We start from the raw sequence: 17,010 nt of genomic DNA, 5'->3' as shown, positions 1-17,010 counted from the left end.
GCCCCTAATTTTTTTTCAACAGTCCCACTGCATCCCTAACTTCATCCATCTTGGCAGTTGCAATGCTTCTAGCCTTATTTGCGCCTTCCCGCAAAATTTGGTATACATAGTCCATATTATTTTCCAGCTCTTCCCTTTTTTTCTGGAATGGAGAAAAATAATCCATGAATTTGTCAAATAATTCATTTTTAGCGTGTCCGTATCCAAAGTTTCCAGCCCTGAATTTTTCCCTCAGTGCTTCCACTTCCGTTTCTGTTGCGAAAAGAGCATATAATTTTGTGATGTTGTTGTCAGGATCTTTTGGTTCTTCTAAAGGCGTTGAATCGGTTACAATGCTCATTATCTGTTTTTTCAATGCTTTTTTTGAACCAAACATATTTATTACATTTCCATAGGACTTGCTCATTTTATCGCCATCTGTTCCTGGCACAGTCGCTACATTTTCAACGATTTTCTCTTTTGGCAATTTAAATACTTCCTTGCCGTAAGTTTCATTAAATTTAATTGCAATATCACGAGTCATTTCCAAATGCTGCTTCTGATCCTTTCCAACAGGTACAATATCTGGCGAATACATTAAAATGTCAGCAGCCATAAGTATTGGATAAGTAAAAAGCCCCACATTTGGCTTAATCCCTTTTGCAACTTTATCCTTATATGAATGCGCTCTTTCTAATAGCCCCATTGGAGCGATATTTGACAAAATCCAAGATAATTCCGCATGTTCAGGTACATCCGACTGCAAAAACAGCGTTGATTTTTCAGGATTCAGTCCCAAAGCCAAATAATCCAGAATTACACCAATCGTATTAGCCTTCAAGTCCTCTCCTTTTGGTGAAGATGTCAAAGCATGGTAATTGGCTAAAAAATAAAAGCCTTCATATTCATCCTGCAGTTCTACAAACTGCTTAATAGCGCCAAAATAATTTCCAATATGTAAAATTCCGCTGGGCTGTATTCCCGATAAACTTCTCATAAAAACCTCCATAATTTTATATTATTAAACAGATACTTATATTTTTAAAAACATATCTGTATTATATCACTAAAAAAAAAATTTGTAAAATATTGAAAAAGCCCAAAAAACGGAATAAAATAATGTCTATTTTTTTACCTCTAAAGATTCTCTTAACAACTTATCGCATCTTTCTCTTTTTTCCGTCATTATTTTATAACTTTCATCCTTTTCTGCCATTAATTCTTCCAAATTAATTTTTTCCTTTATTTTAAAGACATAATTTAAAATATCAAAATTACATTCTTTTTCCAATACTGCATCGTTGGAAACTGATTTTAAGACCCCGTTAACTTCCTCTTTTTCATCAAGAATTTTTAACAGTTCCTTAAAGTTCTCAACTTTAATTTTTTCATTCCCTTTTTCAAAAAAATCCTGTGTTTGAACAAATAATATATGTTCTTTTTCCTCTTTTTCTTCGTTAAATATTACTACTTGATTCTTTAATACATTATTAAACGGTACAGATATTATGCATTGAATTTTATCTGATTTTACTAATTCCTCTTTTTCTTCTAAAGTTAGCGAATCGATAGCGCTTTTCTCCACTATGCCCTTTTTATTATTTTTTATTGATTCATATATTAGTTCTTTTGATGTTATTTCTTTTGTTAAAATTATCGATATTTTTTCTTTCTTTTTTAAATTAGCTATGGAAAATAAAATATCAGTAATAGCATCTATTTCATTTTTCGGTATTTCGTAATCATAAAACATGTTTTCTTCAAAAAAGTTTATAGCATATAAAATTTCGTTATTTTTTATTCCAAGAATTTCTGATAACAGCTGAACTGTGTTGTCATTAGGTATTACTGCGCTGTTGATTATTTTATCAATATAATTTTTAGCTATCTTTACACATTGTCCTCTGAAAATGTCCAGTTTGAGATCTATTTCCATAGCTCCTGCATCTTCAATAAGCTCTTCCCTGTTCAAACGGCTTTCTATAGCTTTATAGGTATCTTCAAATATCTTTATTTTACTTGATAGATTCTTCATATTTTTCAAATAATTTTCTTTTAAATTGTACGTAAAACCTATATTATTTAAATATTCTAAAAATAAATAATTACTATTTTTCAAAACTTCCAGTTCTTCATAAAGAACTTTACTTATTACAGTCATATATAAAAATAATGATGTTTTAAGTATATCTATTTTTTTTGATTTTTTTTCATTTTCAAGTTCTTCGCTCATAACTTTAAAAAATTTATTCTTCATCTATTATCACCTGATTGTTTTCAATAACTCTTTCTTCAATGTACTTTCTTTTTATGTTTAAATATTTCATTGTACTGTATTCTTCCTCTTCAAAACTTGTTATTATTTTAGCCATTTCGTCCTGAATTTTTCTTTCGGGTATCTTCACATTCAGGTCCACTATGTCTCCCTTGTTCACAGCCCTAACAGTCCCCATCGTCTTGTATTTCTTTTCAAAATACAATAATACCAGTTCTGTTTTTAAAAGCCATTGAAGATATTTGGGATTTATTTTTTCGTTTGGTCTTAAAATAAAATAAAGTGTTGATGGAAGAACTTTTTCATAATCCTTATCCACATACACCACGTCTATTTTACTTCCTTTAGCTTGAAACAGCACATCATCCTTTTTTATAAAATACTTATCGGCTATTTTATTTTTTCCATTTTTATATCTGTCCGGAACTTCTGCATAATCAAAAGTTTCTATTTTTCCGTTATTTACCATTGTCGGATTTAGTAAAAAATATCCCGTTTCAGAATCAGCCGTTTTTACGTTTAATGGCGCTATTATATCTACATTATCTCCTAATTTCATTTCTACCTCTTCTTATCTCATTTTTTTCATATTTATTATAACACAAAAAAACACAGAATACTATGTAATTATTCTTTTATATTCCTATAAAATATGTATTTATTATAAAAACTCCTAAAGCGAATACTGCTAAAGCTACTGCATATCTGATCATATAGTTAGTCTGTTTATTATCAGATGTAGTTTTAAAATTTTCATTTTCATCATTTAAAGTATCTGCAATCGCTGTATCCGAGTTATCTGAAAGATTGTATGCAATATTATTTTCTTCACAAAATCCTATAAAAATATTAGTTGCTTCTTTTTCATTGCCTAGTATTTTTTTGATATTTTGAACAGGTTTAATTCCTACAGTTCCATTTTTGTATATTTTTACATAATTTAATTCTTTCATTACTTTACTGTACTTTAAATATTTATCATATTTTTGTTTTTCTTCATCATTGTTAACCATATCTTCAATTTGACTATATAATTTGTATTTAGCAGAAGAAATATTATTATGAAGATTTTCCAGTTTTTTCCTTTCTTTATTTATAACACTATTGTCTAAAGTTTCAAATTTTAAATTTTGAGAGCTTAAAAAGCTGTAAATATCTTCACTATTCAATGTTTTTAATAATTTTTCTATCACTTCAAAGTCAGCCTTCTTTTTAATAATATCAAGATAATCATTGTATATTGTTTCATCATACAATTCAAAATTAGGATTTTCCATAATTCTTTGCCTTATGACTTTCTCACTTCTTTTCGTTTCCCTTGAAATTTTTTTTATAATATCATCTGTAAAGACTTTAATGCTTCCTTCTCCCATTTTTAAAGCATTGTCTACAGGAGCGAGAGCATCTTCTATTAATTCTTTTCTTATATTATTGCTTCCCAACATTTCCTTTTTTATAGTCTCGTATGAATTAATGTATCTTATAAAATTTTCTTTATTATAAGCACGAACTTTCCTTCTTTCCCACTCAGATTTCTTTTCTTCTATCCTATTCCTTATAATTTCTTCATTTTCTTCAGCTTTAGGATAAAAATCCAATTCTAACACTACAAACCAGTTATCTTTTATTTCTTTTGACACTCTATCTTCTCCTTCACATTTTTATTTATTCAAATCCAGTAAAAACTACGTTAAAATCAAACTGCCACATTACAATTCAAACAGTAATTTTAATTTTTTCACAATATATTATACAATCTATGATTAACAAATAAAAATTTACTCAAATTCCATAATATCAATTTAGATATTATAAAACTTGAGCATTTTATAAAAATAATTTTTATATTAATGTTATGCCTTGAACCTTAAGTTTTATTTTCTCCAGTTCTTCCTTCGACATAATCCCTTTTGCATTCATTTCAACTTTTACTTCCTTATTACTCGTTTTGTCAAGTCCCTTTACTTCAAGGATTCCCTCTTTCGTTAATTTTAAAGTTATTTCTATTGGAGATTTTTTTGGAAGGCTTTTAGGCAATTCCAAGTTTACATCTCCTAGTTTCAAATTTTCCTCCAGTTCAAAATACTCTTCCATACTGTCATTTTCATATATTGCTATATTTACACTTTCCTGATTTTCATAATAAGTTCCAAAAACTTTTGAGACTTCTAAAAAACCGTTATTTAAAGGCTGATTTTTTATAATCATATTATAACCAATCTGTTTACCGTTCACAATAGGATTTATTGCAAAGCTTTTCGTTGTTGCCATAACAACTTCCCTTGCCTTACCTCCTAGACTCATTATTTCTGGCGAAAAGCTTAATTTTTCCTTGTAGTCTTTTGCATTCAGCTCTTTTATATCCCCATCGATATTTACCTGTACGTTTTCTTCAGATTCAAAATCCTCTTCAGTAAGGTTTTTCTGATTATTTACATAAACGTTTACAGCATGAATTGCGGCTCCTTTAGCTACAGCTTCGTCAGGTTCAAGAAACTGAACTTTTTCTTTTCCAAATTTTTTCTCCAGCGTTTCCTTTATTTGAGGCATTCTTGTTGAGCCCCCAACCAGAAGAACTTCATCAGCTTGATATCCCTTACTTTGAGCTATTTCAAGTACAGCGTCCACTTTATTCATTGTTTCTCTAAGGTATAACGCTGTCATTCTCTCGAATTCTTCTCTAGTTATTGATAATTTTTCCTGCCTTCCATCGCCTTCCAGCATTCCGCTTGCCTTACTGCTTGAAGTTAATCTCTTTTTTAGTTTTTCAGCCAGTTCCCTCAATCTCTGATCCAAATATTCATCTGGTTCAACTTCATATCCAGCTTTTTCACTAAACTGATTAATTAAGTAGGCCATTAATGCTTCATCCCAATTTTTACCACCTAAATCATGATCTCCATCAGAACATATAACTTCTATCTTGTCAGCGCTTATCCTCATAACTGTAACATCAAATGTTCCGCCACCAAGGTCATACACTAAAACTGTCTTTTCCTCAAGTTTTCTTGTACAGCCATAATATATAGCCGCAGCTGTCGGTTCGCTTATAATTTCCAAAACATTCAATCCGGCAATTTTACCAGCATTTTTAGTAGCTGTACGTTCTGCCGTTCCAAAATATGCAGGACAAGTTATCACAACATCTTTTACTTCAACTCCAAGCTGCTCCGAAGTATCTCTTGCAAGTTTTTTTAAAATATATGATGAAATTTCTTCCGGCATCTTAGGCTCGCCATTGTAGTCAATCATGCTAGTTTTTTTCCCCATATAGGATTTTACCAGCATTACAGTTGTTTCTGGCTTTATGCTTGACTCATCTTTTGCATCGCTTCCTACGATTACACTGTCATCTTCAAAAGCTACTACAGAAGGTGTTACGTTTTCGCCTTCCAAGTTTTTGATTACTTCTGCTCTCCCTGTTTCATCTACACGAGCTATGCAAGAATATGTTGTTCCTAAATCAATTCCAAATACATATTTTGACATTTTTATTCTCCCTTTCATCTAATTGTTTTTGTAAACATACACTTCTACTTTTTCTGGAAAGATAATTTTATTTTTTTCTGTATAAATATACCCATTTGTTAAAATATTACAGATTTTTCCATGTAATTTTTCATCTGATGTTTTTATTTGCTTTACTATACGTTGTTTTTTTACCTTGTAATCACATTCTTCTTTTTCTGTTTCATAAATTTCTATGCTGTTATTTTCTAAAATTGTTTCAATTTCTTCCACATAACTTTCAAGCATTTCAACTTTTTTTTCACCAGTTTCTTTAGAAAAATGTTTTACAGCTCTTCTCATTCTTTCCCTCATATTTATCAAATCCATTATAAGAGGTTTTACGAGCTGAAAATAAAGATCGTCTTTATAGCCTTGAAGTTCCTTGTGGAGCTTATCGGCTACATTTTTTTCAAAATCCATATTTAATATTTTTTGAGAAACTGTATCATTCATAACATCCATTTTTTCATTAAGTTCCTGAATCTCTTCAAATACACTTTTTTCTTCAGCATCCAATTTTACTGCTTCATTTTCTAAAACTGGCTGAAATATTTCTGACACGCCCCTTTTCTCAATTTTTTCCACTTCCATAACTATTGTCCTTTCACATATCCTTATTTTCTTATCAAATTATATTTAATATTAAATATGTTTTTAATACGTTCAGGAAATTTATTGTATTATAGCATATTTATCACTAAATTTCACTAACTTTTTCTGTGCAATTTAAAATTCTTCTTTTATTTCCCTGTAAGCCCTATTTTTATCCTTTACTATAACTTTCCCGCTTGTCTCAATTATTTTAAAACTTTCTGGATCTGCACCTTTAATTTCCTGATTCCCACGATATACCTTCTTCTTATCCTTTGCATAACCAAACATTAACTGTACAAATGACGAAGTATCAGCACCTTCTACTTTTGAAAAAATATTATTTGGAGTTAATTTATCCAATTTAGACATGTCAAAATAATAAACTCCGTTTTTGTCCTGAAAATAACCCTCAAATTTAGATCCATACGGATAATCAGCATTGGAATCTTTAAAAGAAGTTGCGTCAAAATTTAAAGGGACTATTTCGTATGCTTCTTTACCAGTTCTAGTTTTCAAGGCATAAACTTTATCTTTAGTTTTAAGAAAAGAAATAATATCTTCACCATTTTTAAAGTTACTATCCACAAACTCCAATCCAACTGGACTTATACCTTTCATTTTATTTCCATAATAATAGACATTGTTTTTGTCTTTTGAAAATTCATCATTCAAAACTTCAAAACTGTTTCTATCTGCACCTTCTATTTTTTTCAAGCCCATTTTATACAATTCATTTTCATAATACACGTTATTTTTATCACGGAAATAATTTTCCGAATAACTAAATATTTCAAAAGTTTTAGAATCTACTTTAGGCCTTTTTACAACGGCTGTTTTTACACTTTTCAGCTCGCCAGTTTCTTCATCAAATATGTCAATAAGTTTGTATATATTCTTATTGTCATTTAAAAAATTAAGTGGTATATTTCGTCTATTAACCAGTCTTGTAACTTTAAAGCCATTTGGACTTATATCATTCAGTTTTCTTCCTGCATAATAAACATTTTTTTTATCGTATGAAAAATCTTCATCTTCTACAATAGTAAAACTATTTTTATCTACATCCTGTAACTGCACAACATTATACCCTGCATAATAAACATTATTTTTATCTTTTGAATATCTGGTATCTTTCTCCATTACTTCAAAAGTATCTTTATCAGCATTTTTTATAACCTTGAAATATCCATGCTTTTCATCTGACGTTACTGCATATACATTTTCATCATCTTTTCCATAAAGAATACGTTTATCATCTGAAGCTTTTATTGGTTCAAATTTTTCAGGATTTTTTATATTCGCTTTTTCTCCCAAATAGTAGATTTCATTTCCATTTTTAACCAAATCACTATCCAAAACTTTAAAATCTTTTTCATTTATTTTCCCAAGATTTTTAACATCTCCAAAGTAATAATACAGGTTATTCTTATCTCTGGCATAATTTGTTTCAGAAATTCTTCTAAAAGTTTGAGGATCTGCACCTTTTATAATGTCTACTGCCGCATACACATTTTTATCATCCTTTGAATACATTCCATCCGAAATTATTTTAAATGTTTTTGGATTCGCACCTTCAATTTTTTCTCCTGAATAGTAGACTGAATTTTTGTCTTTTGCATAACTATGGTCTCCCTCCAGAACCACAAACGAATTTACATCTGCATTTAAAATTTTATCTGAACCATAGAACACATTTTTATCATCTTTTGAATAAAAATAACCCAAAGCTTTTATTGTTTTTGGATTTGCTCCATTTATTTTGCGGATCCATTCATTAATTGGCCTATAAACATTATTTTTATCTTTTGAATAATAGTTTGGCAACACTTCAAAAGTTTTACTGTCCACATCTTCATACGATTTATTTCCTGAAAAATAAACACTTTTATCATCTTTTGCATATTTATCATTCAATATTTTAAATGTATTCAAATCAACATTTTTTACTTTAATCCCTATATCGTCTTCTTTAGAATACTTATAATAAATTTCATTATTCTTTTTCACATATTCCGCCATTCCCAAATTAGCTAAAATAAATACCCCCAATACAACTTTAAAAAATTTACTTTTCATAAAAATCCCTCCAGCCAAATTTTTTTTAAATAATTTAATATTTTTTATTACTCTTCTTTCTTTTAAAGATAAGAATTCCATTTGTGATAGCTGATATTAATAAAGTAATCTCCCTTAAATCCGATAATAACAGTGAATCTATAAAAATTCCATACACTGAATTAGGAAAATAATTAAAATAATAATAACATATTTTAAAAAAAATTCACATACAGCATCCTATTATTACTGATAGATAATTTATTCTTTTTAGTTCATTTGTTCGATTTTCTTTATTTAATTTTGTAATTTTCAATATTAATAACAGTATTAAAAGCACATCATACACAAATCCGATTATTGGCATAAAGTCAAGACCACCCCTAAAAGGGACTTCATCTTCTTTTACACTTAATTTGTTCATCGCTATATCATGTTTCTCCTGTTTGGCTATATATTTTTTTATTGTTGTTTCATTTAAACCTACTGTACTTGCATAATATCCTTCTGACCAAAAATGTCTGTTTCCAAATTTATACTTTAAGTTTGCATGCCAAACATCATCAATGCACTTTTCCCCTTCAAATATCCCATAAAACTTGATACACTTATTTTCGGTCATATGCTTACCAGCATATCATCAGATATCCTTCTATTATTTCAACTCCTTTATATTCACATAATATTCTTAAAATTTCTCCCACACTTTTTCTGTATTGACTATATATAATTTTTCGTCTATACTTAGGTGTAAATACTATATGACACACTTACACATCCATTTAATATGAGACAGTCTATTTAGTTCTATTAGCCATTAAATACTTTCCTTCCATTAATAACAGCTTAAACAACTCTATATCATTTTCAGTATGGTCAAATTATTCATTCATATTAAATTTTGAAAAATCTAGAATACCAAGTATTTGTATTGAATAACTTGTACTTTCTGAATTTGGGATAGTAGGGGGTTGTTGCTAATGTACTACTTCCTGAATCACCGCTTTTACCTGCTTCTCCACAACTTACAATAGCAATTAACGAAAATATCGCTAGCATTAATTTTTTTGTTTTATTCATATTCGATCTCTCCTTACTCATTCTTTATCTTAAATTTGTTTTTTATTTTTTCCCTTTGGTTCTTTTGCAGTTTCTGTACTGCTTATCTTTTCAGCATCTGTTTTTAAATTTTTACCTTTCTTTGTCTTTGTTTTTGTCTTTTTACTAACAGTTCTATTTCCATTAATACCCATATCAAGTACAATTCCAAGCACCTTGCTAGATTCGCCAAATAATTTTTTACCCATTTTATAAAAAGTACAAATTCTTTTTTTACTTGTATTCTTTCCTCCAGCCACTTTACAAAAATTAGAAAAATAGCTCACACAGTTTAAATTAATCATAGTTACTAATACTATTAGTTTTAGTTTACTTTTCATAAATACCTCCAGATTTATTTAATTAATTTTCCTTATATCATGCCCTTCTAACTTTTTTTAAAAGTAAAAAATAGGGGGCATATTCTTTGTGTTTGAAAAATAAAAACTAAATTTTTTTATAAAATTTCTTTTTGTGCGCTAATTATGTAAAAATTTTTATTATTGTATTTCTAAATTTTTTATCTTATTTAAAAAATATCCTCTCTTTCTTTTTATATAGAGTTAAAATTTATAAAAACAAATATTTATTTGTACGAATTACTCTCATAAAAAATATTATCTTCTATAATTACAGAAATATTATACCGTATTTTATATAATATGTCAATATATTATTTTAAAAATATTTATTTTTTTACATAAATATAATTATGTTCACAAAAACGATTCGATAAATATACTATTTTATAGCTTTTTGAAATAAGTTATGCAAAGTGTTCTATTTTTATATTAATAAATTTTTCATGGAATATTTTAAAATATGTATAAATTGACCTAATATTTAATAAACAAAAAAAGCTATCCTAGGAAATAAATATTATCCCAAAATAGCTTTTCTATATTTAAATGTATTTAAATTTTTCTAAAAATCCAAACGCTATAATTATTTCAGCTTTTATAGCCAATACACGCCTGCTAAAGAAAATTCTTCAATCTATAGTTTAAATTATTTACTTTGTCCCATCTGGTCGGTTCATAATAACACCCTGTCTCGCTTTCTATATCTTTATTTTCCATTGTTAATACTGCTTGTTTTATTTGAGCTATCTTTTGCAAATATTCTTCATAGGAATCCTTTACTTGAGTATAGGCAGCTTGTGCAAAAAGAATATTTGTACCTGGCATTATTTTTTTATCAACTTTTTTTATTTCGGCTATCGCGGCGCAGTATTCTGATTTTAGTTTACTATGGACTTCTTCTTTATTTACTGCTTCTGCAATCCTTTTTTCATAACCTAAGTTTCTTTTTAAAACTTTAGATTCTTTATCACCTTCATTTTTATATCTATATCCGTAAATTTCATAACCAGCTTCAGTATCTCCATTATTTTTGTCATTATCTTTTATTTCATTTTTAGATTCTGCTGCATTTTTAGTCTGACTTTTATAAATATATGCCCCCACACCATAAAGACCTGTTAATAATAAACCTATTACAATCCCTTTTTTTACTTCTGTCAGTATTTTTTCAATATTTCCACTTCTCATTCTATATTTATTTATGACAGTGTATTAACTGTCATATTTTCCTTTCCGTAAATATACATGGTATTTCAAAACTTTTTACAGCTTAAAATTAATGAATTATTTGTAGTAATCATTAACTTCTGCGTTATAAAAACTAGCTACTGAATATTCCGAATTTTTATTATTCCAGTTAGTTCCTTTATATCTGCACTTTATATGATATTCAAAAGCTTCCTTGTTATCCGGCAATATAGCACGAACTACCTGTCTTATTTGAGATATTTTTTGCAAGTATTCCTTATAGGCATCATCCACCTGTGTATAAGTTGCTTTTCTAAAAGGAATATCAGTTCCAGGAACTATTTTCTGGTCAACTTTCTCAATTTCCTTTATTGCATCGCAATATTCCTTTTTTAAACCGTTTTCCAACTCTTCTTGATCTGCTGTTTTTGAAAACCTTTTTTCATACCCAAGGCTTCTTTTTACAAATGCAGATTTTTCATTATCTGACCATTTATATACATAGCCGTTTTTATGTCTATAGCCATTGATTATCTTATCATTTTTATTCTTTGCGTCAATGTCTTTTACTGTATCTTCTTTACTTATTTCATTATTTTCTCTGTCTTTTATTTCAATTTTAGTTTCTACTTTATTTCTATTCTTATAAACATATACTCCTATGCCATAAAAACTTATCAATAGCAATCCTATTATTGTACCTTTTTTTATTTCACTTAGTATTTTCCCTATTTCCATTTTTTACTTAGCGATGATAACAAACTAAATATCATATCTTCCTTTCTGTAAATATATTTTTATCTTCTTATAAATTTTCATACCTTAAAATTAATGAATTATTTGTAATAATCATTAACTTCCTCACTATAAAAATCTCTTGCCAAATGCTTGAATTTTGAATTGGCATTATTCCAGTTAGTTCCTTTATACCAACACTTTATACGAGTTTCAAAGTATATCTCGTTATCTAGGTTATCTGGTTTTATAATAGAAACCACCTGTCTTATTTGAGCTATTTTTTGCAAGTATTTCTTATATGCATCATCCACCTGTGTATAAGTTGCCTTTCTAAAAGGAATATCAGTTCCAGGAACTATTTTCTGGTCAACTTTCTCAATTTCCTTTATTGCATCGCAATATTCCGATTTTAATCCATTGTCCAGCTCTTCTTGACTTGTTGTTTTTGAAAATCTTTTTTCATATCCAAGGCTTCTTTTTACAAATGCAGATTTCTCATTATCTGACCATTTATATACATAGCCATTTTTATATCTATAGCCATTAATTATCTTATCATTTTCATTTTGTAAGTTCTGTGTATTAATTTCTTTTTCTGCATTTTCTTTACTTGTTTCATTATTTTTTCTGTCTTTTATTCCAATTTCAGTTTTCTTTTTAGCTTGACTTTTATAAATATATGCCCCTATACTGTAAATACACGTTAACAACAAACCTATTATTATTCCTTTTTTTATTTCATTCACTTTATTACAGCTTTTCCTTTCCTGAAATTTATTTTCACCATCTATATAAATAATTTAGTACTTATAAAATATTTGCTTTTTATCATTATTGCTTCTTTAAAATAAATATCTGTATTTAAAAAATATATTTTCATTATATCATTAAAAAAAATTTTTGTAAAATATTGAAAAAGTAGAAGAAATAAGGTAAACTTATATTGATAAAATAATTAATTTTAAAGATGTTTTGCTATGCGTTGTGTAAATAAAATAAAATTAGACTTAGGAGGAAATATGAAATATTATGTAGGAATTGACTTGGGAGGAACTAATACAAAAATTGGACTTGTTGATGAAAAAGGGAATATCATTTTTACAACCATGGTAAAAACTGATTCAATGGAAGGTTTTTCTGAAACAATTCAAAGATTATCAAAAATTCTGATTACTCAAATTGAAGGAAGCAATATTAATTTTGATGATGTCGTATCAGTTGGAGTCGGAGTGCCAGGACCTGTGTTAAATTCCAGAGTTGTTAAGTTTTGGGCAAATTTCCCTTGGAAACACGGAGTAGATTTGGCATTGGAATTTGAAAAAAATCTTGGTAAGCCAGTAAAAGCTGATAATGATGTTAATGTAATTACACTTGGAGAAATGTGGAAAGGTGCTGCGCAAGGATATAAAAATGTATTAGGGCTTGCTGTAGGAACTGGAATTGGTGGTGGAATTATTGTTGACGGAAAACTTGTAAGTGGAGAACACGGAGCAGGTGGAGAAGTTGGACATATTAAAATTGAGCCAAACGGAAAATTATGCGGATGTGGGCAAAAAGGATGCTGGGAAGCATACGCTTCTGCTACAGGAATAATTCGTGAAGCAAAAAGCCGTCTTGCAGTAAATAGACAAAACTTGCTTTATGAAATGACAAAAGGTAGGGATTTAGAAGCAAAGGATGTATTTGACGCGGCTAAAAAAGGAGATGAATTTTCAATTGACATTGTAGATTATGAAGCAGAAAAATTAGCATTGGGAATTGGAAATCTGCTTAGCATATTAGATCCTGAAATTGTAGTAGTTGGCGGAGGAGTTGCGCTTGCCGGAGACTTTCTGTTTGACCGTGTAAAAGAAAAATTAAAAGACGTGGCGTTCCCATCAATTTTGGAAAATTTAAAAATTGTTACAGCAACTCTTGGAAATGACGCAGGAATTTTAGGTGCCGCTTATCTTGGAATAATGTAATTTACAGCTAGAATAAGATTAATACGAAGCTCTTTTCAAAAAAATTATCTTTTATTTAACTGATAAACTATTTAACCTTGAAAAAAAAAACTTATAATAACTCTGCTTTATTATTTAATACTAAATACCATTAAAAAGTAGTAATCAAATCATATAATTAATTTTTAAGTATCTATCTTAAGAACTTTTATAATTTAATTTATAAGTATTATGATTAATAATAGTTTTTCTATTTTTTTATTCAATTTTTTTGTAACGTAAGGGCATCAAACGCCATGCCCTTACAACCCCGCTCACGCAAAACTTTCTTATAAAGAAAAAATAAAACTCGCTTCGTAAAACTACGCTCAAACAGTTATTTTTCCTTTAACGAAATTTTGCTTATTTAATATTTTCTAAATACAAAAGTCTAGAATTTAAATATAATAATCTCTATAATTTAGTATAGAATGTCGTGATTTTTTTGGAATAAAAACGGTTGTCTGAGCGTTAGCGAGTTTCGTTTTTATTTCAAAAAAATGCTTAGACGAGCCAGGGTTGCAAGGGAAATGGCGACTGATTTCCCTTGCCTTATAAAAAGAAAAAACATAAGATTATGAAAAAATATTTATTAATAATAAGCAATTTTTTAAAATCTAAATAAAAATCCCTTATATGGATACTTAATGATTGAATTTAATTAAAAGATATTTTAATAGCTCCATAGATCATATAATAATATAATCTTGTAAAAAAGGCTTTAATTTCATGAATTTTCTGATTTCTGCTATTTAAATGGGAAATAGTACAAAACACCATAGAATTTAAATATTATAAAAAGACTATATAGATTATTATTAATTTTCCATATAGTCTTTATTTTTATTTTATCTCTTTTCAAATTTTATAATTGAGCCATTTCCAGCATCAATGCTAAATTCGTATCTGGAATTATTTGCGATAAACTCTATTTCATAGGCAGGTCTTCCATTTTTATTATCTAATTTTATTTTTTTAAAATTAGCTGAACCTTCTGAGACTCCAGCGTGTCCCAATGCGATTTCCTTTGCCCTGCTTGGCGTTATCTGTCCGTTGGATGTTTTTATGTTTACCATCGGAACTAATTTCTCCTTTTTAACATAGTTAGTGTTTCCTTTTGCCAAAAGGTTGACAGAAAGCAAGAAAACCATCAGTGTAATTGTATAATTTAAATTTCCCTTTTTTATTATTTTTTTATCTATCATATTTTTTCTCCATAAACTCTTTTTTATTTTTATCTATTACTTTTTTCTTCACTCCAATTAATAATCTTTCCAGTATAGACATCTATTTCAAAATTGTAGACAGTATTTCTGTAATTAATCTGCCCTTTGTAAAATTTGCTGTTTCCTGAATCAAATTCCAGGACATTTGCAAATGTTGCTCCGGGGATTCTAGCTAGAGCTATTTGTTTCGCTTTTACCGCTGGTATTTTTTTACGATCCTTCATAGCCGAAAAACTCATTATATTGATAATTAAAACTCCAGATAACATTGATATTAGTAATTTGTTTTTCATCATAGCTTTTCATCCCCTTCTTTTTAATTCTGTCTAATATTTATTTCTCTTTTTTCTTCAATATACAATTACCTGACAAGTTCCCTCCTTTCCTTTCTGAATTGATAACTAACTAATTTTTTCATTTTTTCACAGTAATTTACTGATTATTTTTTACTCGAGTAATTTGTTCTAAAATTGAACTATTGTCCGTCTCCTTCTGACAAGATAATAGTACCATATAAACATTAAAGAAAAATGAGAACTTTTAATTTTTTTACATTTTTTAAAAAAAATTTTTTCAGTTTTGCATATTGTCCACTATTTATCACTATTTTAGAGTGTAAAAATTTTTTTGATTTTTTCAGATTTTATAAAATTATTGTAAAAGTTGTCCCTTTCCCAAGTTCACTTTCCACAAAAATTTCCCCTTTATGCAGTTCCACAATCTTTTTTACCATTGAAAGCCCGAGTCCTGAATTATCTCCATTTTTAGACGGATCTACTTGATAAAATCTCAGCCATATCTTATCCAGCTTGTCTTCTGAAATGCCTATTCCGTCATCTGAAATTTTGCTTATAATTTTATCTTCTTTCAAAAAAAGTTCAACGGTAACTGTTCCGTTCTGTTTTCCATACGAAATTGCATTTGAAATTAGATTTGTAAAAACTCGCATAATCATCATTTCATCAATATTTGCATAAATTTCAGGCATTATTTTTGTGATAAATTTTATATTTTTACTTTTTGCGCTTAAAGTCTGAGTTTCAACAGTCATTTCGATTAGTTCGCTTAAATTAATGTTCTCAAGATTCAGCTTTTGTCTTCCCCGTTCCATTCTTGCTAAAGTTAGTAATTGTGATACCAGTTTTGACATTTTCTGCCCTTCTTTTTCAATAATTCCAAAGGATTTCTGTGCCTCTTCAACCGAACTTATATAGCCTTTTCCATACTCTGCCTGCGTCAGAATTACTGTAATTGGCGTTCTTAACTCATGCGAAACATCAGAAGTAAACTGGACTTCATTCTCAAAGGATGTCTGAAGCCTGTCAAACATCACATCAAAGGTATTTGCAAGCGTATGAAGCTCATCATCTCCTTTTCCAAGATTTATTCGCTGTGACAAGTCATTTCCCTCATTGATTTTTTCTGCAATTCTTCTAATCTTTTCAATCGGTGTAAAGGCATTTTTGGTAATAATGTAGCCTCCAATTGCTGAAAGTATAAGAAAAAACGGCAAAATTACAAAGGAAATCTGAATAACCGTTTCAATGGCGCTTGCTTGCCCAATATTAGGCATTACTCCTCGAATCCATACTTTTCCATAACTTCCAAGCTCAATTGTCTTGTTATAGACATACCATTTCTGATTATTGCTTCTTATAATCATAATTTTATCATCCTTTGACTTCCTGTTATCCATCTCAAAGCCATTTGGCGAATTTCCGTAAAGAAACTTGAAATCCTTATCATAAATGGCAATTTCCACATTCTGAATCATTGTATCAAAGTTGCTGTCAATTATAATTTCCCCATTTTTTATAGTCAAATAGTCAAGCCTATGAATTACAACATCTTTTAGATAAGTTCGTACACTTGAATGGATAATATTTTCGCTTATATAAAAAACTATAGCCAGCGACGAAAATACAAGCAGAATCATAATTCCCATGTACCATAATCCAATTTTCAACTTTATCGAACTGTTATTAAAAAATCTTTTCATTGTT

General features: G+C 28.7%; 16 protein-coding genes and 1 pseudogene. 1 reads left to right on the top strand and 16 read right to left on the bottom strand.

The features are described 5' to 3' along the window. Positions 1–4: 4 nt before the first annotated feature. The 13 genes and pseudogenes from trpS to FVE77_RS05580 all read right to left on the bottom strand — a co-directional run bounded on the left by trpS (position 5) and on the right by FVE77_RS05580 (position 12,545). Positions 5–976: a tryptophan--tRNA ligase gene (gene trpS / locus FVE77_RS05640; protein WP_026746422.1), complete on the bottom strand. Its 972-nt coding sequence runs from the start codon at positions 974–976 to the stop codon at positions 5–7. Positions 977–1,102: 126 nt separating this feature from the next. Further along, positions 1,103–2,236: an N-6 DNA methylase family protein gene (locus tag FVE77_RS05635; protein ID WP_026746423.1), complete on the bottom strand. Its 1,134-nt coding sequence runs from the start codon at positions 2,234–2,236 to the stop codon at positions 1,103–1,105. Continuing rightward, positions 2,226–2,813, bottom strand: coding sequence for a restriction endonuclease subunit S (locus FVE77_RS05630; protein WP_006804356.1), 588 nt, complete (start codon positions 2,811–2,813; stop codon positions 2,226–2,228). Before FVE77_RS05630 ends, FVE77_RS05635 begins: the two co-directional genes overlap by 11 nt. A 76-nt stretch (positions 2,814–2,889) precedes the next feature. Further along, positions 2,890–3,894, bottom strand: coding sequence for a hypothetical protein (locus tag FVE77_RS05625; protein ID WP_026746424.1), 1,005 nt, complete (start codon positions 3,892–3,894; stop codon positions 2,890–2,892). 202 nt (positions 3,895–4,096) lie between these two features. Next, positions 4,097–5,743, bottom strand: coding sequence for an Hsp70 family protein (locus FVE77_RS05620; protein ID WP_026746425.1), 1,647 nt, complete (start codon positions 5,741–5,743; stop codon positions 4,097–4,099). An 18-nt stretch (positions 5,744–5,761) separates the two neighbouring features. Beyond that, the gene (gene grpE / locus FVE77_RS05615) at positions 5,762–6,355 is read right to left on the bottom strand and encodes a nucleotide exchange factor GrpE (RefSeq protein ID WP_026746426.1); all 594 of its coding nucleotides are present in this window, start codon (positions 6,353–6,355) and stop codon (positions 5,762–5,764) included. A 135-nt stretch (positions 6,356–6,490) separates the two neighbouring features. Then, positions 6,491–8,434 (bottom strand): DKNYY domain-containing protein, encoded by a 1,944-nt coding sequence (locus FVE77_RS05610; protein WP_026746427.1) that lies wholly within the window; start codon positions 8,432–8,434, stop codon positions 6,491–6,493. A 358-nt stretch (positions 8,435–8,792) separates the two neighbouring features. Further along, positions 8,793–9,191: pseudogene (tnpA, locus tag FVE77_RS05605) on the bottom strand (IS200/IS605 family transposase); the annotation flags it as partial. 116 nt (positions 9,192–9,307) lie between these two features. After that, positions 9,308–9,493, bottom strand: coding sequence for a hypothetical protein (locus tag FVE77_RS05600; RefSeq protein WP_026746428.1), 186 nt, complete (start codon positions 9,491–9,493; stop codon positions 9,308–9,310). A gap of 29 nt (positions 9,494–9,522) precedes the next feature. Next, positions 9,523–9,852, bottom strand: coding sequence for a hypothetical protein (locus FVE77_RS05595; protein WP_026746429.1), 330 nt, complete (start codon positions 9,850–9,852; stop codon positions 9,523–9,525). A 636-nt stretch (positions 9,853–10,488) separates the two neighbouring features. Continuing rightward, a complete protein-coding gene (locus FVE77_RS05590) occupies positions 10,489–11,061 on the bottom strand; it encodes a hypothetical protein (RefSeq protein WP_026746430.1) in 573 nt (190 codons plus the stop codon). Between the two features lie 96 nt (positions 11,062–11,157). After that, positions 11,158–11,799: a hypothetical protein gene (locus tag FVE77_RS05585; protein WP_026746431.1), complete on the bottom strand. Its 642-nt coding sequence runs from the start codon at positions 11,797–11,799 to the stop codon at positions 11,158–11,160. 98 nt (positions 11,800–11,897) lie between these two features. Then, entirely contained in the window at positions 11,898–12,545 is a 648-nt protein-coding gene (locus FVE77_RS05580; protein ID WP_026746432.1) for a hypothetical protein, read from the bottom strand. 273 nt (positions 12,546–12,818) lie between these two features. Here FVE77_RS05580 and FVE77_RS05575 point away from each other — a divergent pair, with 273 nt between their 5' ends. Continuing rightward, positions 12,819–13,763 carry an ROK family protein gene (locus FVE77_RS05575; RefSeq protein ID WP_026746433.1) on the top strand — a complete coding sequence of 315 codons (945 nt, stop codon included), beginning with the start codon at positions 12,819–12,821 and terminating at the stop codon, positions 13,761–13,763. A gap of 866 nt (positions 13,764–14,629) precedes the next feature. On the opposite strand, the gene FVE77_RS05570 is transcribed toward FVE77_RS05575, so the two are convergent. From FVE77_RS05570 to FVE77_RS05560, 3 genes are all read right to left on the bottom strand, one after another. Next, positions 14,630–14,986, bottom strand: coding sequence for a PepSY domain-containing protein (locus tag FVE77_RS05570; protein WP_026746434.1), 357 nt, complete (start codon positions 14,984–14,986; stop codon positions 14,630–14,632). Between the two features lie 29 nt (positions 14,987–15,015). Next, the gene (locus FVE77_RS05565; protein ID WP_081690325.1) at positions 15,016–15,303 is read right to left on the bottom strand and encodes a PepSY domain-containing protein; all 288 of its coding nucleotides are present in this window, start codon (positions 15,301–15,303) and stop codon (positions 15,016–15,018) included. Positions 15,304–15,650: 347 nt separating this feature from the next. After that, positions 15,651–17,006 (bottom strand): sensor histidine kinase, encoded by a 1,356-nt coding sequence (locus FVE77_RS05560; protein WP_026746436.1) that lies wholly within the window; start codon positions 17,004–17,006, stop codon positions 15,651–15,653. Between the last annotated feature and the right edge of the window lie 4 nt (positions 17,007–17,010).

This window comes from Leptotrichia hofstadii (assembly GCF_007990525.1).
GTDB classification, from domain to species: Bacteria; Fusobacteriota; Fusobacteriia; order Fusobacteriales; family Leptotrichiaceae; genus Leptotrichia; species Leptotrichia hofstadii.
This window is presented reverse-complemented; position numbering and strand designations above follow the sequence as displayed.

Excerpts from the sequence above, each read along its gene's own strand:
- FVE77_RS05560 (WP_026746436.1), bottom strand. The coding sequence starts at position 17,006 with ATGAAAAGATTTTTTAATAACAGTTCGATAAAGTTGAAAATTGGATTA.
- FVE77_RS05630 (WP_006804356.1), bottom strand. The coding sequence starts at position 2,813 with ATGAAATTAGGAGATAATGTAGATATAATAGCGCCATTAAACGTAAAA.
- FVE77_RS05570 (WP_026746434.1), bottom strand. The coding sequence starts at position 14,986 with ATGATAGATAAAAAAATAATAAAAAAGGGAAATTTAAATTATACAATT.
- FVE77_RS05595 (WP_026746429.1), bottom strand. The coding sequence starts at position 9,852 with ATGAAAAGTAAACTAAAACTAATAGTATTAGTAACTATGATTAATTTA.
- grpE (WP_026746426.1), bottom strand. The coding sequence starts at position 6,355 with ATGGAAGTGGAAAAAATTGAGAAAAGGGGCGTGTCAGAAATATTTCAG.
- FVE77_RS05610 (WP_026746427.1), bottom strand. The coding sequence starts at position 8,434 with ATGAAAAGTAAATTTTTTAAAGTTGTATTGGGGGTATTTATTTTAGCT.
- FVE77_RS05620 (WP_026746425.1), bottom strand. The coding sequence starts at position 5,743 with ATGTCAAAATATGTATTTGGAATTGATTTAGGAACAACATATTCTTGC.
- trpS (WP_026746422.1), bottom strand. The coding sequence starts at position 976 with ATGAGAAGTTTATCGGGAATACAGCCCAGCGGAATTTTACATATTGGA.
- FVE77_RS05635 (WP_026746423.1), bottom strand. The coding sequence starts at position 2,236 with ATGAAGAATAAATTTTTTAAAGTTATGAGCGAAGAACTTGAAAATGAA.
- FVE77_RS05565 (WP_081690325.1), bottom strand. The coding sequence starts at position 15,303 with ATGATGAAAAACAAATTACTAATATCAATGTTATCTGGAGTTTTAATT.
- FVE77_RS05600 (WP_026746428.1), bottom strand. The coding sequence starts at position 9,493 with ATGAATAAAACAAAAAAATTAATGCTAGCGATATTTTCGTTAATTGCT.
- FVE77_RS05590 (WP_026746430.1), bottom strand. The coding sequence starts at position 11,061 with ATGAGAAGTGGAAATATTGAAAAAATACTGACAGAAGTAAAAAAAGGG.
- FVE77_RS05575 (WP_026746433.1), top strand. The coding sequence starts at position 12,819 with ATGAAATATTATGTAGGAATTGACTTGGGAGGAACTAATACAAAAATT.
- FVE77_RS05585 (WP_026746431.1), bottom strand. The coding sequence starts at position 11,799 with ATGGAAATAGGGAAAATACTAAGTGAAATAAAAAAAGGTACAATAATA.